This is a genomic window from Kutzneria kofuensis (genome assembly GCF_014203355.1).
Classification (GTDB): Bacteria; Actinomycetota; Actinomycetes; order Mycobacteriales; family Pseudonocardiaceae; genus Kutzneria; species Kutzneria kofuensis.
Window position 1 is genome coordinate 1,112,012 of the sequence record NZ_JACHIR010000001.1, and the last position, 22,480, is coordinate 1,134,491.

15 protein-coding genes are annotated in these 22,480 nt (G+C 71.2%); 8 read left to right on the top strand and 7 right to left on the bottom strand.

Features of this window, described 5'->3' with window-relative positions; genetic code table 11:
- The first annotated feature begins 174 nt into the window (after window positions 1–174).
- The gene (locus BJ998_RS05080) at window positions 175–4,212 is read left to right on the top strand and encodes a S8 family peptidase (protein ID WP_184858931.1); all 4,038 of its coding nucleotides are present in this window, start codon (window positions 175–177) and stop codon (window positions 4,210–4,212) included.
- Window positions 4,213–4,352: 140 nt separating this feature from the next.
- On the opposite strand, the gene BJ998_RS05085 is transcribed toward BJ998_RS05080, so the two are convergent.
- Window positions 4,353–4,658, bottom strand: a complete 306-nt coding sequence (locus BJ998_RS05085) for an SSI family serine proteinase inhibitor (protein ID WP_184858933.1) — start codon at window positions 4,656–4,658, stop codon at window positions 4,353–4,355.
- Window positions 4,659–5,322: 664 nt separating this feature from the next.
- Here BJ998_RS05085 and BJ998_RS05090 point away from each other — a divergent pair.
- Window positions 5,323–5,817 carry a sigma-70 family RNA polymerase sigma factor gene (locus BJ998_RS05090; protein WP_184858935.1) on the top strand — a complete coding sequence of 165 codons (495 nt, stop codon included), beginning with the start codon at window positions 5,323–5,325 and terminating at the stop codon, window positions 5,815–5,817.
- Window positions 5,818–5,830: 13 nt separating this feature from the next.
- On the opposite strand, the gene BJ998_RS05095 is transcribed toward BJ998_RS05090, so the two are convergent.
- Window positions 5,831–6,460, bottom strand: coding sequence for a hypothetical protein (locus BJ998_RS05095; protein ID WP_184858937.1), 630 nt, complete (start codon window positions 6,458–6,460; stop codon window positions 5,831–5,833).
- Between the two features lie 341 nt (window positions 6,461–6,801).
- Entirely contained in the window at window positions 6,802–9,390 is a 2,589-nt protein-coding gene (gene lanKC, locus BJ998_RS05100; RefSeq protein WP_184858939.1) for a class III lanthionine synthetase LanKC, read from the bottom strand.
- Window positions 9,391–10,195: 805 nt separating this feature from the next.
- On the opposite strand from lanKC, the gene BJ998_RS05105 reads away from it, so the two are divergent.
- The 6 genes from BJ998_RS05105 (at window position 10,196) to BJ998_RS05130 (ending at window position 15,938) form a co-directional block, all read left to right on the top strand.
- Entirely contained in the window at window positions 10,196–11,059 is an 864-nt protein-coding gene (locus BJ998_RS05105; protein WP_184858941.1) for an SDR family NAD(P)-dependent oxidoreductase, read from the top strand.
- 226 nt (window positions 11,060–11,285) lie between these two features.
- Window positions 11,286–12,314, top strand: coding sequence for a helix-turn-helix domain-containing protein (locus BJ998_RS05110; protein ID WP_184858943.1), 1,029 nt, complete (start codon window positions 11,286–11,288; stop codon window positions 12,312–12,314).
- 235 nt (window positions 12,315–12,549) lie between these two features.
- Entirely contained in the window at window positions 12,550–13,833 is a 1,284-nt protein-coding gene (locus BJ998_RS05115; protein WP_184858945.1) for a beta-ketoacyl-[acyl-carrier-protein] synthase family protein, read from the top strand.
- Between the two features lie 79 nt (window positions 13,834–13,912).
- A complete protein-coding gene (locus BJ998_RS49025; RefSeq protein ID WP_184858947.1) occupies window positions 13,913–15,124 on the top strand; it encodes a beta-ketoacyl synthase N-terminal-like domain-containing protein in 1,212 nt (403 codons plus the stop codon).
- A 67-nt stretch (window positions 15,125–15,191) separates the two neighbouring features.
- The gene (locus tag BJ998_RS05125; protein ID WP_184858949.1) at window positions 15,192–15,455 is read left to right on the top strand and encodes an acyl carrier protein; all 264 of its coding nucleotides are present in this window, start codon (window positions 15,192–15,194) and stop codon (window positions 15,453–15,455) included.
- 3 nt (window positions 15,456–15,458) lie between these two features.
- Window positions 15,459–15,938: an SRPBCC family protein gene (locus BJ998_RS05130; RefSeq protein ID WP_184858951.1), complete on the top strand. Its 480-nt coding sequence runs from the start codon at window positions 15,459–15,461 to the stop codon at window positions 15,936–15,938.
- 38 nt (window positions 15,939–15,976) lie between these two features.
- On the opposite strand, the gene BJ998_RS05135 is transcribed toward BJ998_RS05130, so the two are convergent.
- The 4 genes from BJ998_RS05135 to BJ998_RS05150 all read right to left on the bottom strand — a co-directional run bounded on the left by BJ998_RS05135 (window position 15,977) and on the right by BJ998_RS05150 (window position 21,890).
- Complete coding sequence (locus BJ998_RS05135) at window positions 15,977–16,885, bottom strand: NAD-dependent epimerase/dehydratase family protein (RefSeq protein WP_184858954.1); 909 nt, start codon at window positions 16,883–16,885, stop codon at window positions 15,977–15,979.
- Window positions 16,886–17,342: 457 nt separating this feature from the next.
- Window positions 17,343–17,924 (bottom strand): hypothetical protein, encoded by a 582-nt coding sequence (locus BJ998_RS05140; protein ID WP_184858955.1) that lies wholly within the window; start codon window positions 17,922–17,924, stop codon window positions 17,343–17,345.
- Window positions 17,925–17,931: 7 nt separating this feature from the next.
- Window positions 17,932–19,872, bottom strand: coding sequence for an asparagine synthase-related protein (locus tag BJ998_RS05145; RefSeq protein WP_184858957.1), 1,941 nt, complete (start codon window positions 19,870–19,872; stop codon window positions 17,932–17,934).
- Between the two features lie 254 nt (window positions 19,873–20,126).
- Window positions 20,127–21,890, bottom strand: coding sequence for an asparagine synthase-related protein (locus BJ998_RS05150; protein ID WP_312889938.1), 1,764 nt, complete (start codon window positions 21,888–21,890; stop codon window positions 20,127–20,129).
- Window positions 21,891–22,480 lie beyond the last annotated feature (590 nt).

The window sequence follows — 22,480 nt, forward strand, 5'->3', positions numbered from 1 at the left end:
GCGGTCTGGCCGACGTCGTCGACATGACGACGAATCCATGGCGGGTAATGGTCCCTGACGCGTTCACGCCATCAAACGTCATTCCGAGGACGGTCATGTCCCCGTCACGATCTCGCTTACCACTGTCCATCCAACCGATGAGGCCACCGTTTCATCCTGTAGAGACGAGGGACCATGACGGCTGAACAACACCGCGGCCACCGTCGGCCACAGTCCGGCGGGCGCGCCACGCTGATGATCACCCTCGGCGCGCTGACCGCCTCCCTGCTGACAACGGTCGTCCCGGCGACCGCGTCGGCCGCCCCCGCCGCGTCACACGGCGCCGCAGCGCCTGCCAGCCGGCCGGCGCCATCCTACCGGGTCACGCTGGTGACCGGCGATGTGGTGACCTACACCGCACCCGCCAACGCCGCGCCCTCGGCCACGGTCGAGCCGGCGGCCAGGTCCGGGCCGGCTCCGGTGTTCTCCATCGGCTCCGGACCCGACGGCTACTACGTGATCCCGTCCGACGCGTCCCCGTACGTGGCCTCGGGCTTGCTCGACCGCGAGCTGTTCGACGTCAAGGAACTCGTGGCCGAGGGACTCGACGACTCCTCGGCCCGGACGCTGCCGCTGATCCTCGGGTACAGCGACCGTCCGTCCGGTGACACCCTCTCCCGCCGGGCGCACGCCCTGCCCTCGGCGGACAAGGAGCTGTCGCTTCCGGCCGCGTCGGCGGCCGCGGTCCGGGTCGACCGGGGCGGTCTCACCGGCTTCTGGCAGGCACTCGTCGGCAAGCAGAGCGACCCTCGGTTCAGCCCGCACACGCCGTCCAGCCACATCAGCGCCGACCACATCAGCAAGGTGTCGCTGGACCGCCGGGTCCGAGCCAGCTCGGAGCAGCAACAGCAAGGCACGCAGCAGATCGGCGCGCCCGCCGCATGGGCGGCCGGACTGGACGGCACCGGGGTGAAGGTCGCCGTGCTCGACACCGGCATCGACACCAGCCATCCCGACCTGGCCGGCCGGGTCGTCGACGCCGCCAACTTCACCTCGGACCCCGACACCGGCGACGGTTTCGGCCACGGCACGCACGTCGCCTCCATCCTCGCCGGCTCGGGGGCGGCCTCCGGCGGCCGGTACCGCGGTGTGGCCGACGGTGTGCAGCTGCTCAACGGCAAGGTGCTCGACAGCTCCGGCTACGGCACGGAATCCACCGTGATGGCCGGCATGCAGTGGGCGGTCCAGGCCGGTGCGCGGATCGTCAACATGAGCCTCGGCGCCGGCGTCACTGACGGCACCGACCCGCTCAGCGCGTTGGTGGACAGCCTGACCGCACAGACCGGGGTGCTGTTCGTGGTCGCCGCCGGCAACGACGGCGCCGCCATGCAGGTGGAAACGCCGGCGGCGGCGGCCTCGGCGCTGTCGGTCGGCGCGGTCGACTCCTCCTACCACATGGCCAGCTTCTCCAGCGCCGGACCTCGCCTGCGGGACGCGGCGGTCAAGCCGGAGGTGACCGCGCCGGGCGTCGGCATCATCGCCGCCCGCGCGCGCAACACCTCGCTGGGCACCCCCGTCGACGACCTGTACACCAGGATGTCCGGCACCTCCATGGCCACCCCGCACGTGGCCGGCACGGCGGCGTTGTTCGCGCAGTCCCATCCGAACTGGCACGCCGCCGAACTGAAGGCGCTGATCACCTCCAGTGCGAAGGACACCGGCGCGCCGTGGTACCAGCAGGGCACCGGCTGCGTCGACGTGCCCAGCGCGATGGGCAGCGCGGCGCTCGGCCCACCCTCGGTCTCCCTGGGACGACTGTCCGATCAGGACGGCAAGACGACCCGCGCGGTGACGTACACCAATCTCACTGACAAGCCCGTCGAGCTGTCCCTGGCCGTGGGCATGAACGAATGGGACGGCAAACCCGCTCCCGCCGGATCCGCCCGGCTGGACAAGTCGTCCGTCGCCGTGCCGGCCAACGGCCAGGCGACCGTCAACCTCGCCGTGGACTCCACGGCCGGCCCCACCGGTCCGTACGGCGGCGCGATCACCGCGACCACCCGCGGCGGCACGTCGATCCGCAGTGGCGTCAGCTTCTACGCCGAGTCCCGGATGTTCCCGCTGACGGCCACCGTGACCGACTCGCGCGGTGCCCCGGCGACACCGTCCGGCGGCGAGCTGACCATCACGCGCGACGACTACGACTGGGCCCATCCCAACTCCAACGACCCGTTCATCCCACCGGTGCTGACGATGCCGCTGGCGAACGGCACGGGCACCATCCAGGTGCCCGCCGGCCGGTACTCGACATCGGCGGTCACGGTGGAGCAGGACACGACCATCCGGCGGGCCAACCTGCTGGTCGCCGCGGCGACCACTGTGGACGGACCGACGACGATCTCGCTCGACGCGCGCAAGGCCGTGCCCGTCGGCGCCTCGACGGGGCAGCCGACGGACCTGCGGGAGCAGTTCGTCTCGGTGCAGCGTGACCTGCCCGACGACCCGCTGCCCACGTCCAGCGCCTTCCTCGCTCCCGCGGCGGGATGGCAGGCCTACGTGACGCCCACCGCCCCGACCCGGCGCGGGTCGATCTCGGCGGCGGACCGGTTGACCCTGAGCCGGTCGGTGGTGGACCTGGAGGTGCGCGGACCGAACCGGGCGACCCTGCACCCGCTCTACGACCCCGCCGCCGTCGCGGGCAAACTCCCCAAGGAGGCGGCCGTTTCGCCGGCGCTCGTCGGATCCGCGAACGCGGCGGACTTCGACGCGGCCGCGGTCAAGGACAAGCTCGCCGTGGTGGGCTTCGCCGTGCCACCGGGCACGCAGAATCCGACCGGCTACCTGTGGCAGGCGGTGCAGCAGGCGGCGACGGCGGCGAGCCAGCGCGGTGCTGTCGCCCTCGTTCCGTACGTCGACGCCGCGGACGCGTTGCCGATCACTGGCCTGACCGGCACCGCGCTCCCCGTGTTGTCGCTCAGCGGCAAGGAGGGGCGGCAGCTGGCCGACCTCGCCCGGAGCGGCGGCACGTTGTCGCTGCGCGCCGAGGCGCAGCCCGAGTACATGGACAACCTGTTCTTCCGCGACCGCAACGGCATCTCGGCGGACCAGGTTCGCAAGGTCGACCACGCGGACCTGGTGCAGGTGCCGACCCGGTACCACGGTGACCGGCCCGACCTGCTGTTCAAGAAGCAGTGGTTCGCGTTCCCGACCGACAGCCCGTTCGGCATGGCACTGACCGGAACGCTGCTGCGCGGCCCCGCCTCGCTGGTCGAGTACATCGGGCCGGCGGACGACCACGTGTACTGGAAGCGGGCCGTGTCGGAGTTCGCCCCCGACGCCGCCGGGAACCCGGACCGGTCGACGATGTTCAGCCTGTACTCGAACGACGTGTACCGCGGCGCCGGACTGCGGCCGGTGGAGAACTGGTTCGAGGCGCCGATCCACGGCGGCGGTGCGCAGCAGAGCACGTCCCCCGCCGACGGCACGGCGCCGGTGCTGTGCGCGTTCTGCCTCAGCGACACCGGGCGGTTCGTGCCGGCGTTGCAGTGGATGGACTCCACACCCGGGCACACGGTCGACCCCTGGCAGAGCGGCCAGTACCTGCCCGTGGTGCACATGTTCCAGGACGACAAGGAGATCTCGGCCATCGGCGGCTTACCCATCGCCGTACCCGAGTTCGCGCTGCCGAGCACGAACGCGACCTACCGCCTGCAGACCGTGGACAGCCTGCCCTCGACGCCGGCGTTCGGCTGGCCTAGCGCGGCGGTCCAGCACACGGCCACCCAGACCAGCACGTCGTGGACCTTCCGGCCGCGACAGCCGGCCGGCCCGCTGGCGCCCGGCTACCACTGCCTGCAGGACTGGACGGCATGCGCCTACCAGCCGCTGCTCCAGGTCAGCTACAACCTCGGCCTGGACCTGCTCAACCAAGCTCCGGCCGGCCGGCTGCACACCTTCGAGGTCACCGTCGGCTACCACTCGGCGGCCCAGCCGCCGGCCCAGGTCAGCCAGGTGCGGCTGTGGTACTCGACCAACGACGGCGCCAGCTGGCAGCAGGCGGCCGTGAGCGGCGCCGGCGGTCACTACCAGGTTCGCGTCGCCGATCCGGCCCGGGGCGCTCTCGGGACGACCGGGTTCGTGTCGCTCCGGGTGGAGGCGTCGGACCTGGCGGGCAACCGGATGAACCAGACCGTGCTGCGCGCCTACGCGCTCACCGACAAGCCGGTCGAATGACACGGCTCGACCGGGACAACATGTCTCGGTCGAGACGGCGGGCCTAGCGACGAGCGTGACGGGTGGTGCCACCCCTGCCAGGCACCACCCGTCCGCACCCCGTCACCTGCCGGGGTTCGTCGTCCCCGATCCGCGAGGGCTCACAGATCGAAGACGCTGCCGGTGCGCAGGCGCAGCTTGCACTGGTTCGGGAACGTCTTCCGGTAGTCCACGGTCACCCCGTCCCACACCCCGGTGGCGCTGACGGTCACCGGGTCGTACAGGTCGCTTCCGGCCCCGCACACCCCCTTCGCCGCGTCGCCGGGCAACCGGTCGAAGTCGCCCGCCGCGGCGGTGATGTCGCGGCATGCCGCCTCACCGTGCGGATGGTCCCCTCCGACGGGATCGCACCGGAGCGTGCGAGCCTGTTTCCGCTCCTTGTCCCCGGCGCTCGTGACCGCCGTCAACTGCACATACTCCGTAAGGCTCTCCGTAAGGCTCTGTCCGACCGCGAGCGGAACCGCACCAGCCGGCTGCTCCGCCATTACTCCACTCATGAGCACGATTGACGCAAACAAGAGTCGACACACCATGCCAAAACTCCCCAAACCTGTTCACCATCACGCCGGTATCCACGCCAGGAGCATCCGGAGCATCACCTCTTCGGCTGAGGTCCGCGCCTCTCGCACATCTTCACCTGAACGGCCGGTCGAGGACCGCGGACGTCCACAGATCTGGTCACCGGGCGACTCGCGCACGCGGCTCACATGGCGCTTCCGCGCCACGTGTCAAATAATGGCATCCGCCGTCTATCACGGTGTGGCAACTGCCACCGCAAACGATCCGGCACCACCAGCCGCCGAACGGATGAACAATCGAAGCCGACGCGGTGACGGCCCGACATCGAACCACTACACCATTTCAGTGACAAATGCCCGACGTCATCACGACTTTCCGACATTCAACCACGTAGAATCGATTCAGCATGCGAACGTGACACCCAATCGCGTGGCGGCCCCCTGGTTAGTGGAGCGTGGACAGGGCAGCCTCATTTCCGTGACGACTCCAACGCTCAGCCGACCGCTCGGAGAGGACGCGCCAGGAGTACCCAGGCCGTCGGCGGATGCGAGCATGCCCACCCAGAAGCCTCCATCCTCCGCATACTGGATGGAATGCGCCCGAATACGTCAACAACTGGTCCGAGTGGCGGCACGACGATGCGTCGCACCCACCGAACCCGAGGACATCGTGCAGGAGGCGATCATCCGAGGCGCCGAGTTCGATCGACTGGACATGGACCGTGTCCCCCAGTTCCTGACCAGACTGGTGACCCGCCTGTGCGTCGACGAGGCCCGTCACAATGCGGTCGTCAAGAAGATGGCAAGCCATCCCCGGCTCGTTCCGCAAAGCGCGGACGATCTCGTGGACGTCGTGTGCGACCACGCGGAGGCCCAGTGGCTCGCCTCCCGCCTGGAGGCATTTTCGCCGAAGGACCGGAAACTGGTTCTGATGTTGACGAGCGGATTCACCCGGAAGGAGATCGCCGAAGAACTCGGCACGACACCGCAGGGCACGCACTCCGCCCTCTACCGCATCCGCAAGAAGATGGTCGAGCGCTATGGCTGAGGCGCCGCCGGCACTACCCCTGACCCGGCGGGCCGGCGACCCGCAGCCCACGCAGGCCGTCGAGCAGCCACGCCGCCAGTTCCCCGGCCACCACGACCGAGTTTCCGTGATCGCCCAGGCCGGACACGCAGGTCGCGGCGGCCACCCCCGACAGCGGCGCGCTCACAGTCAGGATAAGGGCGAGATGCCAACCGCGGGAGGCCAATCTGACCACGGCGCCCATCGACGCCGCGCCGGCCAGCAGGAGCTCGATCAGCAGCAGCGCGGAGCCCGTGTGCCCCATCGGCGTCCAGGTCCCCGGGTCGGGCGGCATGAGCCGCCGTTGCTCGGCGACCCCCAGTTCGAGCATCTCCCGAACCGGGCGGTCGCCCCGCCCCGGCAGGCCGTCGCCGTCGCGGTGGGCCAGCGTGAAGTCCCGGACGGCGTCCGCGGCCAGCGACAGCACGGCCGCGGCCAGCATCGAGACGATCGCGAACGCGGTGCCACGACCGATGAGCGCGGCGTCGAGACCGCCGACGAGCATCGCGGGCGACACCGCCGCGGCGACGGCCGGGAGCGCGTCACCGACACGGACGATCAGCGGCAGGCCAGGGGCCGACAGTGCCAAGGGACCGAGCAGACCGCCAAGCGGTCGGCGGAACATCGTTGTCCTCCAGGGAATGTCCGAGTGACCAACGGGGTGGGAGCGGCGCGGTCGGTGCGCGCCGCTCCCAGCCCCTACTGCGTCAGCTTCCGGGTGAGGTCATCGGCCTACAGGCACACCCCGCCACCCAGGATCACCGAGATCCAGATGTGGTCGCACCCATGGCCGCACCCGTGGTCGCACGGGTCGCCGCAGCACCCCGGCGCCGACTCGAGCCCCTGAAGGGCGAGCACGTTCTCCATCTGTTGTCTCCTTCGTCGAATCGGAAATCCGCCAGCGTCACGCGCTGGAGGTCGGTGGGCCGGCGCGATCCGCGCCGGGCCGTCGGGCGCCGATCGCGCCTAGAGGAACGGCAGCAGCGTGCCTTCGCCGCCGCCGGCCAGGGTCATCGCGCGCAGCACGCCCGCTCCGCCCGTCGCGAAGTCCATCGACAGGCGCAGCGAGTGGCTGCCCGGAAACGCCAGCGCGCCCAGGTAGTGGGTGCCGTGCAGGGAGAGCAGGAGGGTCCGATGGCGGTGCAGGGCCCGCTCGGTGTCGGCGTCCGCGCCACGGCGCAGCAGAACCGCCAACGCGCCGAGCATGCCGGCCCGTCCCGAGAACAGCCCGGCCTCGGACACGAACTCGGCCCCGCACGACCGTTCCAGCACCGGCAGGTCCGGCGCGCACGCCGCCTCGGGCAGGTAGCTGACGATCATGTCGCCGACGAGTGCGAAGCCGGCCGAGCCCGCGGCGAGGCTCGACGACGGGCGCCGGCCCACCGGCACGGGCGCCGATCCGTCGGATCCGTAGCCGCAGATGGCGAGATCACGGCACAGCGCCTGTTCCGCCAGCCGCAGCCAGGACCGGTCCAGCGTGTACTCGTACAGGCGCAGGAAGAACAACGCCGGTCCGGTCCAGCCGCGCAGCAGCCCGACGGCGGCGTGCGGGCGCGGCCTCGTCTCGGCGAGCTGCTCCGCCAGCCGCTCGCCGATGGCCATCGCGTCGGCGGCGAGCGCCGCGTCCCGCCAGGTCCGGCCCAGGTGCAGAAGGTTGAGGCCGATGCCGGCGAGCCCGCCGCCGAGCCCGTGGTCGCGGCCGGCGAGGACCAGCGGCACCGCCGCCTCCACCAGCGCCGCCGCCTCCGTCCGGTGACCGAGGAAGTCCAGCACGAAGGCGACGCCGTGGGCACCGTCGTAGAAGCCCGCACGCCGAACCGGTTCCCGGCGCACCGCGTCCAGCAGCCACTGCTCGTACTGGGGATGACGGCCGCCGCCGCTGACCGCGATCGTGTGCAGCACGCCGGCCGCGCCGTAGGCGAAGCACGTGCCGCCGAGCGAGAACTGCTCGATGTCGCCGGGGAACAACCGGTCCTGCCGCTCCGGCGTCGCACTCGCCCTGATCGCCTCGACCACGGAGTCGCGCAGCGCCGTCCAGCAGAATTCGGGCAGGGCGGCGCCGCCCTGCACGGCCTCGGCCACCATGCAACCGGGGTCGTTCGGTTCGCACGCGTCCGCGACCGGCGCCGGGGGCAGCGCGGCCTGGTTCGGGTCGAGTTCGGCGAGTATCTCCTCGACGTAGCCCGCGGGCACCGGAAACCGTCGCCGGACGAAGTCACCGTGGGTTCGCAGCTTCGCGGGAGCCAGCGCGGTCAGGGTGGTCATCGGCAGGAACATCCACAGCCGCAACGCCGCGAGCGCGTAGTCGTCGATGGCGAAACCCGTGCGGTCGGCCGGGGCGCCGAAGCCGGGCGCCCCGAACGCCGGCCGGCGTTGCCGGACGCCGATGTCGAAGGCCAGCTCGAAGTCCACCAGCGACACGGAGTCGTCGATGTCGACCAGGATGTTGCCCGGATGCAGGTCGGCGAAGACGATGCCCCGGTCGTGGATGTCGGACAGCAGCCGCGCGACTCCCGACAGCACGTGCAGTGCCCGCCGGGTGTACGAGCGCAGCTCGTGTGAGGATGCCTCACGTTGTTGGCACGGGTACTCGTCGACCAGCCACTGGGCCAGGCTCCGCCCCGGTATGTGCTGCATCACCAGGAAGTCGTGCTCCCACATGGCCAGGTAGTCCCGCAGCTCCGGCACGCCGTCGATGCCCGCGAGGCGCTCGAGCATCCGGCCCTCGTGGTAGAGCCGGTGCACCGCGTCCGTGCCGTCCCACTCCATGGCGGCCAGTGGCCGCGCCTCCTTCAGCACGACCAGGTCGCCGCCGTCGGCCGGCCGGGCCAGGTAGACGCCGCCGGCGTTGGAGAAGTGCAGTGCCTGCTCCACGTGGTACGGGTAGTCGACCGTCGCCGCCCCCCGGCGCACATCGAGCTGGGGTAACAGGATCGCGGGCAGCGGCACCCAGTCCGGGGGGCGGAACAGGGGTTCACGCCGGTCGGGCACCAGCCTTCCGTCGGGTCTGCGCAGGGCCGGCACCGGCCGGCCCGACTCGTCGGACGTCCACAGCTCGACGAAGGCTCCGTAGCGCACGTACAGCGGCCCCTCGCCGTAACGCAGGTCGGACAGGATGTACGGGCCGCGTTCCCCGACCAGCGCCAGCGAGAGATCGACGAGGATCCGGCCCAGCTCCCGCTCGTCGACCGGGTAGATCGTGATGAACTTCCCGCTCGAGGAGCGCGGCGCGTACTTCGAGTTCCGCGCCACCAAGGCGTTCTTGCTGGTGATGAACTTGAACGGCACGCCACGCGGCAGGCAGTAGTCCGCCACCGTCGCGAGCACTCGCGCCGCGTTCTTGGGCACGGCCGAGACGTGCACCTTCCAGCCCTGCTCGGGCCCGCTGTGCTCGGCGGGGCGCAGGACGGACCAGACACCGGATCGAGAACGCTCCCATCCGGGCGGGCAGGAACCCGCCGGCACATCGAACGAGTCGCCGTCACCACCCCAGTTCGCCGGGGTTTCGTAGAACTGCGGATCCTCAAGGCAGAAAGCCTCGTAGCGCATATCCATCCAAAAACCTTCTCTTCAACGGTGAATGCCCCGACAAGGTTCCGGGCGCCACCGCGCGAGCAGTTCCACAAGAACGCGTGCCGCAACCGACCTCGGCAGGCGAGGACATGCCCCCGCGACCCACCGCGCCCTTCGTTTCCCCACGAAGCACAACGGGTGCAACTCTCGCAGATAAAATTCGTTTCACACGCCTGCCATGCGGGTGAACCGGCGCTCTCGGCCACACGGGGGACACCCGCTCGCCCTAAACCCGGACGCGACCGTCACTCGGCGGTAACCCAAAGGAAACGCCCGGAGCACCGCAAACGCGGCGCGAGTCGCCACAATTCGGCAATTACATGAGAAATATTCGCGTCTAACATGAGCGGATTTCGTGTTATCCGGCCGGACCGGCGCGGACATTGACCCGAACAGCAGTTGACCAATCACCCTCGCGGCCGTTGCCCCGCACCCGGAGTACCGCCAACATGAACGAGGCTCGATTTGATCGACCAGACGGAGCAACCGGCTGACGCCATCTGGCCCCTACCCGTGGCGTGGCGTTCACCGGGAACGGGTGAACCTCCAACCGGAATTCACCGCGCCGAGTACCGCAGGTCAACGGGCACGGCACCGTCTTTCCATCGGGCGCAGCGGGGATCGGCCGCTCACCTCCGAACAACGAGCGGCGGCGAACCCCGCGCATGCGAAAACATGACAGGCGAAGTGGATACATGAGCAAAACAACACTCGAAGCCCACACCATTCAATCCGCGACATCACCATCGAGGAGGTGCCAGCAGGAAGGCCGAGGTGGCATACACACATGAACAAGAAATGGGCGGCGGCCCTGGTCACGGGCGCCACCGACGGCATCGGCTGCGCCGTGGCGCACCGACTGGCGGGTCTGGTCGACACCCTCCTGATACACGGCCGGTACCCGACCAGCCTGATGGAGCTGGCGGCGTCGCTGGCGCCCGCCAACCCGGGGACGACGATCATCCCGCTCAAGGCCGACCTGGCCAGCCTCGCCGAGGTCCGCTACATGATCAATCGGGTGTGCGGCAGCCTGGACCGGCTCGACATCCTCGTCAACAACGCGGCCACCGCCGGCATCTACCCGAGAACGCTGTCCGGTGACGGGCACGAGATGACGCTCCAGGTGAACTACCTCGCCCCGGTGATGCTCACCGCCGGCCTGTTCCCACTGCTCACCACCCCCGCGCCGAGCCGGATCGTCAACGTGGTCTGCAGTCCCCAGCGCAACGTCAAGCTGCGCTGGCACGACATGTCGCTGGAACACCGCTACCACCCGGTGACGGCCTACGCCCAGTCCAAGCTGGCGCTCACGCTGCACACCGCCGGCCTGGCCGACATCCTGGCCGACAGTTCGTGCAGCGCCGTGTCCGTCGACCCCGGAACGGCGGACACGAAGCTGCACCGCCGGGCGTTCGGCTGGCCGGCCGGGCCCGTCGCGGCCGCCGCGGACTGCGTGCTGTACGCCATCACGGCGTCCACCGGCGTCAAGGGTTCCTACTTCGAACAAAAGCTGCGGACCGAGCCTCCGGCCGAACACTCGAGTCCGCATGTCCAGCGGCACCTTGACCGGATCACGGCTAACATGCTGAACATCCACCTGCCTTGGGTCGACATGGTCTACAGCCCCTTGACGAAGACATCCGCGAGCTGACCGGGCGAGCCCTGCCCGCCGAACACCACACCAGCGGGAGTCGACAGGGAGGGTCGACTCCCGCCTGGACGGTGTCCTTGCCACCCGTCCACCGGGGTGCGGCACGCCTACCTTGTCGGATGACCCACCGGTTGGGAATAGCAGCCCGTGGCGCAAGGACGTCAGATGCGACTTTTCGCCTCCGGTGACCGCCCTGCCGGGCCACACGTACCCCGAGGATCAATGCATGCTCGAGATTGTTGGCCTCGATGCCACCGCCGAGGCGGTGTACGAAGCACTCGTAGACAACCCACCGCTGACGGTTGAAGAGGTGAGCGGCACTACCACCCTGGACCGAACACGCGTCCACGACGCGCTGAACACGTTGGAGGACAATGGACTGGTCATGCGCACCGAGGGGAACTCACAGGTGTTCACCGCGACTCCCCCCGACGTCGCGCTCGAGGTGCTGCTGCTGGAACAGCAGGAGCGGATCAAGCGCACCCGGCTGTTCATGGAGCAGCTGGCCGCCCGGTACCGCCGCGCGGCGGCCGGCCGCAATCCCGCCGACCTGATCGAGGTGATCTCCGGCCGGCACGCGGTCGCCCAGCGCGTCGAGCAGATCCTGCGCAGCACCAGCACCGAGGTCCGCTTCATCGACAAGCAGCCCTATGTGATAGCCCCGGAGATGCTGGCTCCCGTCGAGGCGGAGATGCTGCGCCGGGGCGTTCCCTACCGCGGCCTCTACGATCCGGTCGGACTGTCCACTCGCGACATCCAGACCGAGATCGAACCCGCGATCGCCCAGGGGGAGCAGGCGCGGGTACTGGCGGAGGCGCCCATCAAGCTGATCCTGGCCGACCGGCGGCTCGCGCTGCTGCCGCTGCGATCCGATCCGCACGCGATCGAGTCGGTGCTGGTCGTGCACCCGTCCGCGCTGCTGGAGGCGTTGGACGCGCTGTTCGAGACCCTCTGGCGCACCGCACTGCCGCTGCCGCCGGTCGGCGGCAAGGTCGCCGACGAGGCCCACGGGCTGCCGCAGGAGGACGCCCGCCTCGTCGCCCTGCTGACCGCGGGCCTGCCGGACCGGATCATCGCCCGCCAGCTGGGCCTGTCCTACCGGACCTTCCAGCGCCGGATCGGCGGTCTGCTGGAACGGCTGGGGGTTCGCACCCGTTTCCAGGCCGGCCTGCAGGCGTCCTTCCGCGGGCTGGTCCCGCCGCCGGACGAGCACGCCGACCCGAAGCCGACGCCGCAGGAATCGCCCCGGCAGTGACGGCGGTGGCGAGCATCGCTCATGATCGGCGGCGGGGCCGGGGGCCACCCAGATGGCCACCTGTGCCGGCCGGCGCGCCGATGCAGACTTGCTCCATCACGACCGGCATGCGGTCGCTTCTTCAGCAGAACTCGTCCGGCTCCTCCAGGCACTGGAACGCGTGGCCGGACGCCGACATGAGTCAGGACGACGAGTTGACCGTGCGCGCAACGGACACCGCGCGAGGTGATGCCGCGTGACGAGGCGAGTGGTGATCACCGGCATGGGAGTGACCGCTCCCGGCGGTGTCGGGGTTCCCGCGTTCTGGGAACTGTTGACCACCGGGCGGCCGATGACCCGGGCGATCACCCTGTTCGATGCCACGCCGTTCCGGTCCCGCATCGCGGCGGAGTGCGACCTGCACCCGGCCGCGCATGGCGTGAACAGCCGGGACACCCGCTGGCTGGACCGCTACCTCCAGTTCGCCACCACCGCCACCACCGAGGCGCTGCGCGGTTCGGGGCTCAACGCGGTCGAGGAGGACGAGTGGCGGGTCGGCGTGGTGATGGGCACCGCGCTGGGCTCGGCGGCCCTGCTGGAGCAGAACTACGTGGTGATGAGCGACGGTGGCGCCAAATGGGAACTGGACCACCAGTACGGCTCGCCGCATCTGCACCTGGCGTGGACGCCGAGCATGCTCGGCGCGGAGATCGCCCGGCTCTGCGGCGCCCGCGGCCCGGTGCACACGGTGTCGAGCGGCTGCACGGCCGGGATCGACGCGGTCGGCTACGCCGCCCAGCTCATCCTGGACGGCGACGCCGACGTGGTGGTGGCCGGCGGCGCCGAGGCGCCGATATCGCCCGCGACCGTCGGCAGCTTCGACGCGATCGGGGTGACGTCGTCGCGCAACGACGATCCCGAGCACTCCTGCCGCCCGTTCGACCGGGACCGCGACGGCTTCGTCCTCGGTGAGGGCGCCGCCGTCCTGGTCCTCGAGGAGCTCCGGCACGCGATCCGGCGCGGCGCGACCGTGCTGTGCGAGGTCGCCGGCTACGCCACGCTGAGCAGCGCGCACCACATGACCGGGTTGACCACCGACGGCCGGGTGCTCGCGGTGGCCATCACGCAGGTGCTCAACCAGGCCCGCCTGGGCCCCACGGAGATCGACTACATCAGCGCGAACGGCACCGGGACCCGGCAGAACGACCGGCACGAGACCAACGCGGTCAAGCTGGCCCTCGGGCAGAGCGCGTACTCGGTGCCCATGAGCTCGATCAAGTCCATGGTCGGGCACTCGCTCGGCGCCAGCGGGGCGATCGAGCTGGTCGCGTCCGCGCTGGCCATCGAACGCGGCGCGGTGCCGCCGACGGCCAACCTCACGGCGCCCGACCCCGAGTGCGATCTGGACTACGTCCCCGACACGGCCCGCGAGCACCGCGTCGACGTCGCGCTGTCGCTGGGCAGCGGGTTCGGCGGGTTCCAGTCCGCGATGGCCTTGCGCCGCCTCGATTCGGGCCTCGTGGAAACGAGCAGGCCGTGACCGAGCTTGCGAGGGAACCATTCAGCACTGCGACCGTGGTCGCGGACCTTCGTGCTCCGAGCGTTAGCGAGGAAGGTCCGTGACCTCTGCGGCCGTGATCACCGGGGTCGGCCCGGTCGCGCCGGGCGGCGTCGGCACGACGGAGTTCTGGCGGGCCATCTGCGCGGGCCGCAACCAGTTGGCCCGGATCACCCGGTTCGACCCCGAGAACAACCCGGTCACCGTCGCCGGCGAGGTCGGGTTCGACCCCGGCGAGCTGATCGAGAACCGGTACCTGGTGCAGACCGACCGGGCCACCCAGCTCGGTCTGGCCGCCGCCGACCTCGCGATGGCCGACGCCCTGTTCTCGCCGCCGGCGCTCAATCCCTTCGCCGCCGGCGTGATCACCAGCAGCTGCGTCGGCGGCGCCGAGTCCGCGCAGCGCGCGCTGGGCACGCTGTGGAACTGCGGCCCGCACCACGTCAGCCCGTACCAGTCGTTCGCGCCGAGCCATGCGGCGACGACCGGACAGGTGTCGGTCCGCGACACCATGAAGGGGCCGTGCGGAGTCCTCGTCACCGACGAGGCCGGCGGGCTCGACGCGCTGGCGCACGCCCGGCGGGCCATCCGGCGCGGCGCCCGGATCATGATCGCGGGCGCTGCCGAGGCGCCGCTGTGTCCGTACGCGTTGGCGCCGCAGTACTCCGCGCGGATGCTCAGCGAGTCGGCCGATCCCGACGCCGCCTATCTCCCGTTCTCCCACGGCGCGAGCGGTTACGCGCCGGCCGAGGGAGCCGCCATGTTCGTGGTGGAGTCGGCGGCCGACGCGGCCGAGCGGGGCAGCCGGCCCCGGGCCGTGATCGCCGGGCACGGCTCGACCTTCAGCGCGGTCGCCGCCTTCGACCCGTCGGGCGAGGGGCTGGCGATGGCCTGCCGCAAGGCCCTCGCGGCGGCCGGCCGCCGGCCGGAGGACATCGACGTCGTCTTCGCCGACGCGACCGCCGTCCCCACGGCCGACCGCGCCGAGGTCACCGTGATCAAGTCGCTGGTCGGCACGAAGGTCCCGGTGACCGCGCCCAAGGCCGGCTTCGGCCGGGCCTACGCCGGCGCCTCCGCGCTGGACGCCGCGGCCGCCGTGCTCAGCCTCGACCACGGGATCATCCCGCCGATCCCGGTGCTCGCCGAGCCGATCGACGACCTCGACTTCGTCGTCGGCGCCCCGCGCCGGGCCGAGTTGCGCACCGCGCTCGTGCTCGCCCGCGGGTACGGCGGCATGAACTCCGCACTCGTCTTGCACCGCCCGGATCACTGACGTCGTCGGCGACCTCCGGTCGCGTCCACCCGCGGTGCCCGCAACCCACCTGCGAAGGCGTTGAACCATGTCCTCGATCCCCGAGCTGACCTACCAGGAACTCGCGTCGGTCATCCTCAAGCGCGTCGGCATCACGGTGAACGTGCACCGGTTGAGCCACCGCCTGACGACGTTCGCGGACATCGGGGTGGATTCCCTCGGCCTGCTCGCCGTCGTCCGCGAGCTGGAGCACCGCCGCCGGGTCGACCTGGGCGCGACGGCGGCGCAGGACTGCCTGACACCCCGCCAGCTCATGACGCGCCTGCGCGAGGCCCAGAACGGCATGGTGTGACCGGTGGCGGCGCACGTCGAGACCGAGGTCCTGATCGGCGCGCCGGTGGACCTCACCTGGCGGCTGGCCAACGACATCGGGCACTGGCCCGACCTGTTCGGCGAGTACGCGTCGGTGCGACTGCTGCACCGCGACGGCGCCGCGTCCCGGTTCCGGCTCACCGCACCGCCCGACGCCCGGGGCCGGGTGCTCACCTGGATCCTCGAGCAGATCAGCGACCCGACGCGCCGGACGGTGCACGCCCGGCGCGTCGGGCCGGGGCCGCTCGGGCAGCTGTCGGTCCGGTGGTGCTGCATTGGCATCGGCGGTATGGCGACACGCCTGCGTTGGATCCAGGACTTCGCGACGCGGCCGGACAGCCCGATCGACGACGCGGCGATGATGTCGCACCTGGACTTCGGCTCGAGCACGCGGCTGGATCGGCTGCGCCGCCGGGTCGAGTCGGTGGCTCGCGCCGAGCGGCTGGCCGGGGGCGCCGGGTGAGGACACCGGCGGGACCGCGGTGTTCTCCCGTCGCGGGGTCACATGGTGGAGCACCATAAATCGGCCAGGGAGGTCGCCAGCGCGATCCGGGGGCGCCAGCCCAGCGACCGCTCCGCGATGGTGACGTCCGCCTGCTGCCACGGGATCTCCGGAGCCGGCCCGGGCGTGGCGTCGCTTTCCCTTATCTGGCCCGGGAGTCCGACGATGCGCGTCATGGTGTCGGCGAGCGTGCGCAGCGGGACGCCGTGGCCGCTGCCCACGTTCACCACCGGCCAGTCCAGCGAGACCGCCGTGACCGCCGCCTCGACCGCGCCCGCGACGTCCCGGGCGTCGACGAAGTCCCGGACGACGTCCAGCGGTCCGAGCACGACATCGCCGTCCGTCCCGGCCGCCCGCCTGATCTCCGCCACGACCGGCCCGACGACGCTGTCCACCGACATCCCCGGCCCGATGGCGCTGAACACCCGGAGCACGGTCGCCTCGAGGCCCGCGGTCCGCGCCGTCACGACCAGCCTGGTCGCGGCGAGCTTGGTGACGCCGTAGGGGCCCTCCGGGCGGACCGGAGCGTCCTCGTTGATCGGCCGTCCCACGTCGGCCACGCCGTACTCGGCCGAACATCCCAGGTGCACAAGGCGAATCGGCAGGTCGCTGTCCAGCAACGCCTCCACGAGGGACGATGTGGCCGTGACGTTGCCGGCGACCATCGTCGCCGGATCCCCGTTGGTGACGCCGGCGCAGTTGACCACGACGTCCGGCATCACGGCCTGGAGCATCGAGCCGATCGCGTCCGGCCCGCACACGCCGAGGTCGAGCGAGACGTGCCAGGGGGACGCGGCCAGCGGCGACCGGCCGGAGGTGATCACGGTGAGGTCCCGGTCGTGCGCGAGTCTCCGAAAGACATGGCGGCCGAGGAATCCGGCGGCGCCAAGGACCAGAACACGTCGCATGCCGTTCTGCACCTCTTTCGCTAATCGGATCGGCACCGCCGGACAAGTCTCCGCAGGAGCGATCCACTACCACACAAGCGCGCGAGCACGGCCTCGATCTCATACGCGCCCCGGTTCGACATCGAGCCGGAACCGTTGACGGTTGCCGGATCGCGTAACCGAGACGATCAAGCTCGCTACCGCTGGTCGATTATGGCCAAAACTCGTTATTTGTCCTACAAAGAACGGTATTCTTCACCCGTCCGATAACAACGGCCGGCCGGCCGCGCCGAGCGGCCCGACACCCTTCAACCGGTCGCGCGGCCACCATCACCCGAGTGCCGCAAGTTGCACATCTCAACGTGACGGCAGGTAGTCGCTCGTCGTCTGACGCCGAACAGCGCCCGAAGAACCTGACATAACAGACAGAAGTGGTCGCTTTCGCTACTCTGCGTAGTCAATCGAGCAACACTCGCATTCACCCACCTGAACCAGGTTCCGTTTCCCCCAGCTCAGCCGGGGAATGAAGCCGAACCATAGTGAGCGCCGCCGGGACGAATTCGTACACACCAGATCCGCGCAGGCGGCTATCGGTGAACTTGTTTCGGTCGTCAAGCACCGCGACGTGATCGATGGTCCGGACCGCGGCCATGTGGTGGGCCGCGACAAGAGGCCCACACTCCCGCACGCCCTTCCCCACGGTGTTCGTCAACACCAATTCGGCGAATTCGTCCAGATCGGCGGTCCGCGCGTCGACGAGCGGCGCGGCTGGACGCGTCGACAGCGGGCATCTGATCACGATCCGCGACCGCGGGCCACCGGCCCGGAAACGCGCCCGGATCGCTGCGGCCCTCGCACCGAACTGCCCGAACGGGCGGACGGCGCCCGGCCCCCGTTCGAGGTCGGCGGTCGGTGGCCCGGCGAACACACCTCGGCCGGTGACCGAGGACGTGGGGCCCGCGTCGTCCGGCTCGCGCTCCGGCTTCGGTTCCTGCTCGTCATCGTCGCCGCGGTCAGCGCGGTGCCGGTCCGACGGGGCGAGCAGGTTCAGGTGCAACACGATGTGGTCATTCCTTCGCTTCCGATGGTTCGATGGCATCCGCCACGCCGTCCAGACCCACCTCGGCCAGATCCACCTCGGACGGATCCGCCTCGGCCAGGTCCGCGTAGCCCGGATCCGCCTCGGCCAGATCGCGCAGCCACCGTTCGCAACCGAACGTTCGGGACAGCGCCACGCGCTCCGGCTCGGACTCCGGCATCCGGTCGCAGGCCGACCGCAACCGATCGGCGTCGACGAGCCCCAACCGGGCCAGCGCTGAGTCCTCGCACAACGCGAGGAGGTCGGAACGGGCCCGGTCGGGTGGGGCGGGCTCCGGGGCCGACAGCGCCGGCTCGATGGGACGACGCACCGTCGCGCCCGGGACGACGCCGCGCATCGCCTCGACCAGCAGCGCCCGGTCCCGTCCGGGGCCCGTGCGCTCGTGCGGGCGGACGGCCAGGCACGCCTCCACCACCCGGTCGTCGAGGAACGGAGCCGCGAGCGCGACGCCGGCCGACGCGACCAGGGCGGCGAGACCGCGCACGCGGTAGGCCACCTGCCGGACGGCCCACAGCGCGTCGTGCCGGCCGCGGGTCCGGGCCAGTGGACGCACGTCCGCCGCCACTTCCGCGATCAGCTCGCGCACCGCGTCCGCGGCCTCGGCGGTCGCCCAGGCGGGCAGTCGAAAGGCGGATCCCCAGCCCGTCGGCGCGTTGTCGCCCGCCGGCAGGCCCGCCGTGAGCGCACCCCCCATGTCGACGAGCCAGTCACCGTAGTCGCGGCGGTCGGTCCAGATCTGCGCCACCGACCTCCGCGACCACCGCTGCGCCCCCCGATGGCCGCGGGCCCGGGACAACGCGAGGAACGGTCGGGTCAGCGCGAGGTCGCAGAGGTAGGCCGACCCACCTTGCAACACCTCGGACGCACCGCTGTCGGTCAGGTGCGCCCGGCAGCCCGCCACCGCCAGTTTGCGGGCCGTGGCAAGCATGTTCGCCCGGTTCTCGATGCCGGTGAGCGGCTCGTCCCAGCCGGGTCCCGGCCCGGCCACGTCCGCGTACGGCGGCCGCACCTCCCAGGGCGACACCGCCAGCCGCCGAACGTCCGGAAGTCCCCGGGCCGCGCGCTCCACCGCGGGCGAGCCGTTGTCGCCGGCGGCGATCAGGACGGTGAGCTGCCGGCCGCTGCCGGCGGCCAGGTAGCAGATCGAGGCCGAGTCGATGCCGCCGGCGAGATCGCAACTCAGCGTCGGCTCCGTGTAGGCGCGGCCCCACACCGCGGTCTCCAGGGCCAGCCGCACCGCGCTCGCCCCCGAACGCAGCCCGAGGTTCGGCTCCGGTGGCTCCCACCATCGCACCACCTCGCCGGCTCCCGTGTCCGACACGCACAGGTAGCTGTCCCCCGGAACCGCGAAGACTCCTTGCCACAGCGCGGCATCCGCCAACGGGTACGGCGCGTTCGGCACGAGCAGCCGCGCGGCCAGCCACCTCCGGTCCACCGCGGCGCCGGTCATCCGGGCCAGCACGTCACCCCGGTCCGTCGCCACCGTGACGCCGTCGACCACGGCGTGGAACACCCTCCGCAGGCCGGAAACGCTGCCCTGGACCCGCGATCGGCCGTTCACCGACGCGATGAGGTGGAAACTGCCGGGAAGCGAGGCCGCGACCGCGTCGACGTCGGCCACGTCGCGGATCCGCGAGGCCCACTGCGCAAGCGCGGCGCCGCCGACCGGGCAGTGCCCCAGCACGGCCAGCCGCGTCGTGCCGGCCTCCGCGAGCAGGAACTCACCGTCCGGCCACCGACCCACCAGCCACGGCCGTCCCGAGCAGTGGTCGATCCGCGTGGCCGGTGTCGGGGCCGCGGCCTCGGCCGCGGTGGCTCGTTCGGTGTCGGGCAGCACGACGAACCACGCCGCGCCGGCCCGCGTCGCGGGCCGGCGCCGGTCCGGTCGCACGTCCCTGGTTGCGCCCACCGCGTCCCCTAGTTCGATCGAAAGACGTCAACGACTTCCACGCCCATCCGCGCCTCGCTCCCGCCGGCGGTCCCGGGCATCCCCGACCGATGCCCGGAACCACCGATGCCCGCAACCGCCCGCCTCAGGCCATCTCAGGACGTGAGCGCACCGATCGCCCAGACGACCTCCGGCCAGCGACGCGAATCGGCCACGCCACGCGAACGGGCCGATCGCCCGCCACCCACCGCGGTCCGGGTGAACGGCGGGCGCGGTCAGCCCGCCACGGACGTCCGCAGCCACAGTTCGCAGGCGACGGTCTGCTGCAGCGGCTCGTGCAACCGGTCCGGTGAGATCGAATACCGGCACGCGGCCCGCAGCTGGCCGGTGTCGACGAATCCGAGGTCGGCCAGGCGCGAGCCCTCACACAGCACGAGCAGGTGGCCGCGGTTGGCCCGGATGCCGGCCTCCTCCTCGGCCGAGCGGTCCACCTTGCCGTTCCTGCCCTGCAACCGCGTCGGGACGATGCCCCGCATCGCCTCCGAGAGCAGCGGCTTGTGCCGCCAGGGGTTGGCCCGCTCGTGCGGCCGCACCGACTGGCACGCCTCGATCACCCGGTCGTCGAGGAACGGAGCGGCCATGGCGGTCCCGGTGGGAGCGACCAGCTGGGCCAGGGAGCGGACGAGCCGGGCGCGGCCGCGGATCGCCGCGAGGTCCGCATGCCGCCCGCGGGTGCCGGCCAGCGGAGCGGCCGAGCCCGCGACTGCGGCGAAGCTCTCCCTGATCAGCGCGTGGGCGTCCGGCGTCACCCACGGCGGCAGCGTCGGCGGGATGCCCCACTCCAGGTCGACCAGGCGCAGCCGGGAGCCGCCGCCGGCCAGTTGGACGCCCGAGGAACTCAGCCAGGACGAGTACGGCTGCGTGCGCAGCGCGGTCAGCACGGTCGGCAGCACAGGCCAGTGCGTCCGGGCGCGGAATCCACGGAACATGTCCACCGCGCGCAGCGGGTGGGTGCGCAGCATCGAGTGCAGGTGACTGGGCGCCCCCTCGAGAACCTCGTCGCCACCGTGCCCGGTCAGGTGCAGCTGCGATCCGTTCGCGGCCATCCGCCGGTAGCCGGTGAGCAGCTTCGCCCGGTCGATCACGCCGACGGAGGGTTCGTCCAACGTGTCGTCGGCGCCGGCGATGCCGTCGTAGACGAGGGGAATCTGGTCACGCGGCAGGACATCGTGCACCACGCCCGGCAGTTCGACCACCGCCCGGTCGGCCCAGGCCAGGTCGTCGTCCGCCGAGTCGAGGGCGCACGCGGTGTAGGCGACGAGCTTGCCCTGCCCTCGTGCGGCCAGAAACGTCACCGCCATGGAGTCCAGCCCGCCGGACAGGTCGCAGCTGACCGTCTCCGCTCCCCGGAGCCGACACCGCACGGCGTCCGACAGCGCCGTCGCCAGGCGCCGGGCGCCCTCACGCAACGGCAGCACCGGTGCGGGCGGCTGCCACCACCGGATCGTGCTGGCGCGTCCGCTGGCCTCGACGAGCAGGAAACGGTCGGCCGGCAGCGCCGTCACGCCGTGCCACATCGGCACGTCGTCCAGCGGGTGCGGGCGCATCGGATCGAGCAGCGACAACGCGACCGCGTGCTGGTTCAGCTCGGCACCGATGAGCCAGCCGAGCACGTCGGCGCGGTCGGCCGCGACCGCGTTGCCGTCCAGCTCGGCGTGGAAGACCCGCCGAACGCCCGACACCGTGCCCTGCACCCGCTGCCGGCCGCCCAGGTCCGCGATCACGTGACAGCTGCCCGCCATGTCCGCCAGCGGGGTGTCCAGCGCGGACACGTCCCCGGTCCGCTCCACCAGCCGGGCCAGGTGGTCCGTCGAGACCGAGGTGTGCCCGATCAGCGCGACCCGCGAGCGGCCCGCCACGTGGAGCATGATCTGGTCGTCCGGCCAGCTGCCCACCAGCCACGGTCTCCCCGACGGATAGGCCACCGAGCGGGTCGCGTGGTGAAGCAGCGCGAGAACGGCCTCGGCTCGTGTGGGCACGTCCGGCAGAACGACGAACCACGGTGTCCCGGGCGTCAGGTTGGGAAATCGCATTATCCCTCGGCAGCATCGGATTCTTGCGTTTGTTGCGGGGCAGCGGCGGCGGCCGCGCGAATCGAGGAGAGCGCCGCCGCGGAAATCGAGCCTCACCGGCCGGGCGGCGGCGCCGATGACGTGTGCGGCAACCACCGCCGTGGTCCTCGGGCGCGCGTGGACGACCGCGCCGGGCCGCGGCGGTTCACCGCGTCCGGCGGGTCGTCCGCGCGTCCGACCCCAGGCCGGCGCGGCCTCCTGCCACGCTCGCCGACCCGCCGGAACGGCGGGATGGCGACGACGAGTGGAGCGCGCGGCAGTACGAGCATGAACGGAATCAACTCCCTGGTGAATCTCCGCGACCGCGGGCACGAAAAAGACACCGACACAATCCGCGCGCCATGGCGCCGCCATGCCTGTATCTGTCAAGAGATCACGGTCAACACCGTAACAACGACCCGACCATCACGGGAGGGGCCATTCGACTGGCCCCGGAAACGAGGAACGCGAAAAGAGACGACCAATCCGGCCGACATCCTTCGGGCACGGAAATGTTC

Excerpts from the sequence above, each read along its gene's own strand:
- BJ998_RS05080 (WP_184858931.1), top strand. The coding sequence starts at position 175 with ATGACGGCTGAACAACACCGCGGCCACCGTCGGCCACAGTCCGGCGGG.
- BJ998_RS05090 (WP_184858935.1), top strand. The coding sequence starts at position 5,323 with ATGCCCACCCAGAAGCCTCCATCCTCCGCATACTGGATGGAATGCGCC.
- BJ998_RS05095 (WP_184858937.1), bottom strand. The coding sequence starts at position 6,460 with ATGTTCCGCCGACCGCTTGGCGGTCTGCTCGGTCCCTTGGCACTGTCG.
- lanKC (WP_184858939.1), bottom strand. The coding sequence starts at position 9,390 with ATGGATATGCGCTACGAGGCTTTCTGCCTTGAGGATCCGCAGTTCTAC.
- BJ998_RS05105 (WP_184858941.1), top strand. The coding sequence starts at position 10,196 with ATGAACAAGAAATGGGCGGCGGCCCTGGTCACGGGCGCCACCGACGGC.
- BJ998_RS05110 (WP_184858943.1), top strand. The coding sequence starts at position 11,286 with ATGCTCGAGATTGTTGGCCTCGATGCCACCGCCGAGGCGGTGTACGAA.
- BJ998_RS05125 (WP_184858949.1), top strand. The coding sequence starts at position 15,192 with ATGTCCTCGATCCCCGAGCTGACCTACCAGGAACTCGCGTCGGTCATC.
- BJ998_RS05135 (WP_184858954.1), bottom strand. The coding sequence starts at position 16,885 with ATGCGACGTGTTCTGGTCCTTGGCGCCGCCGGATTCCTCGGCCGCCAT.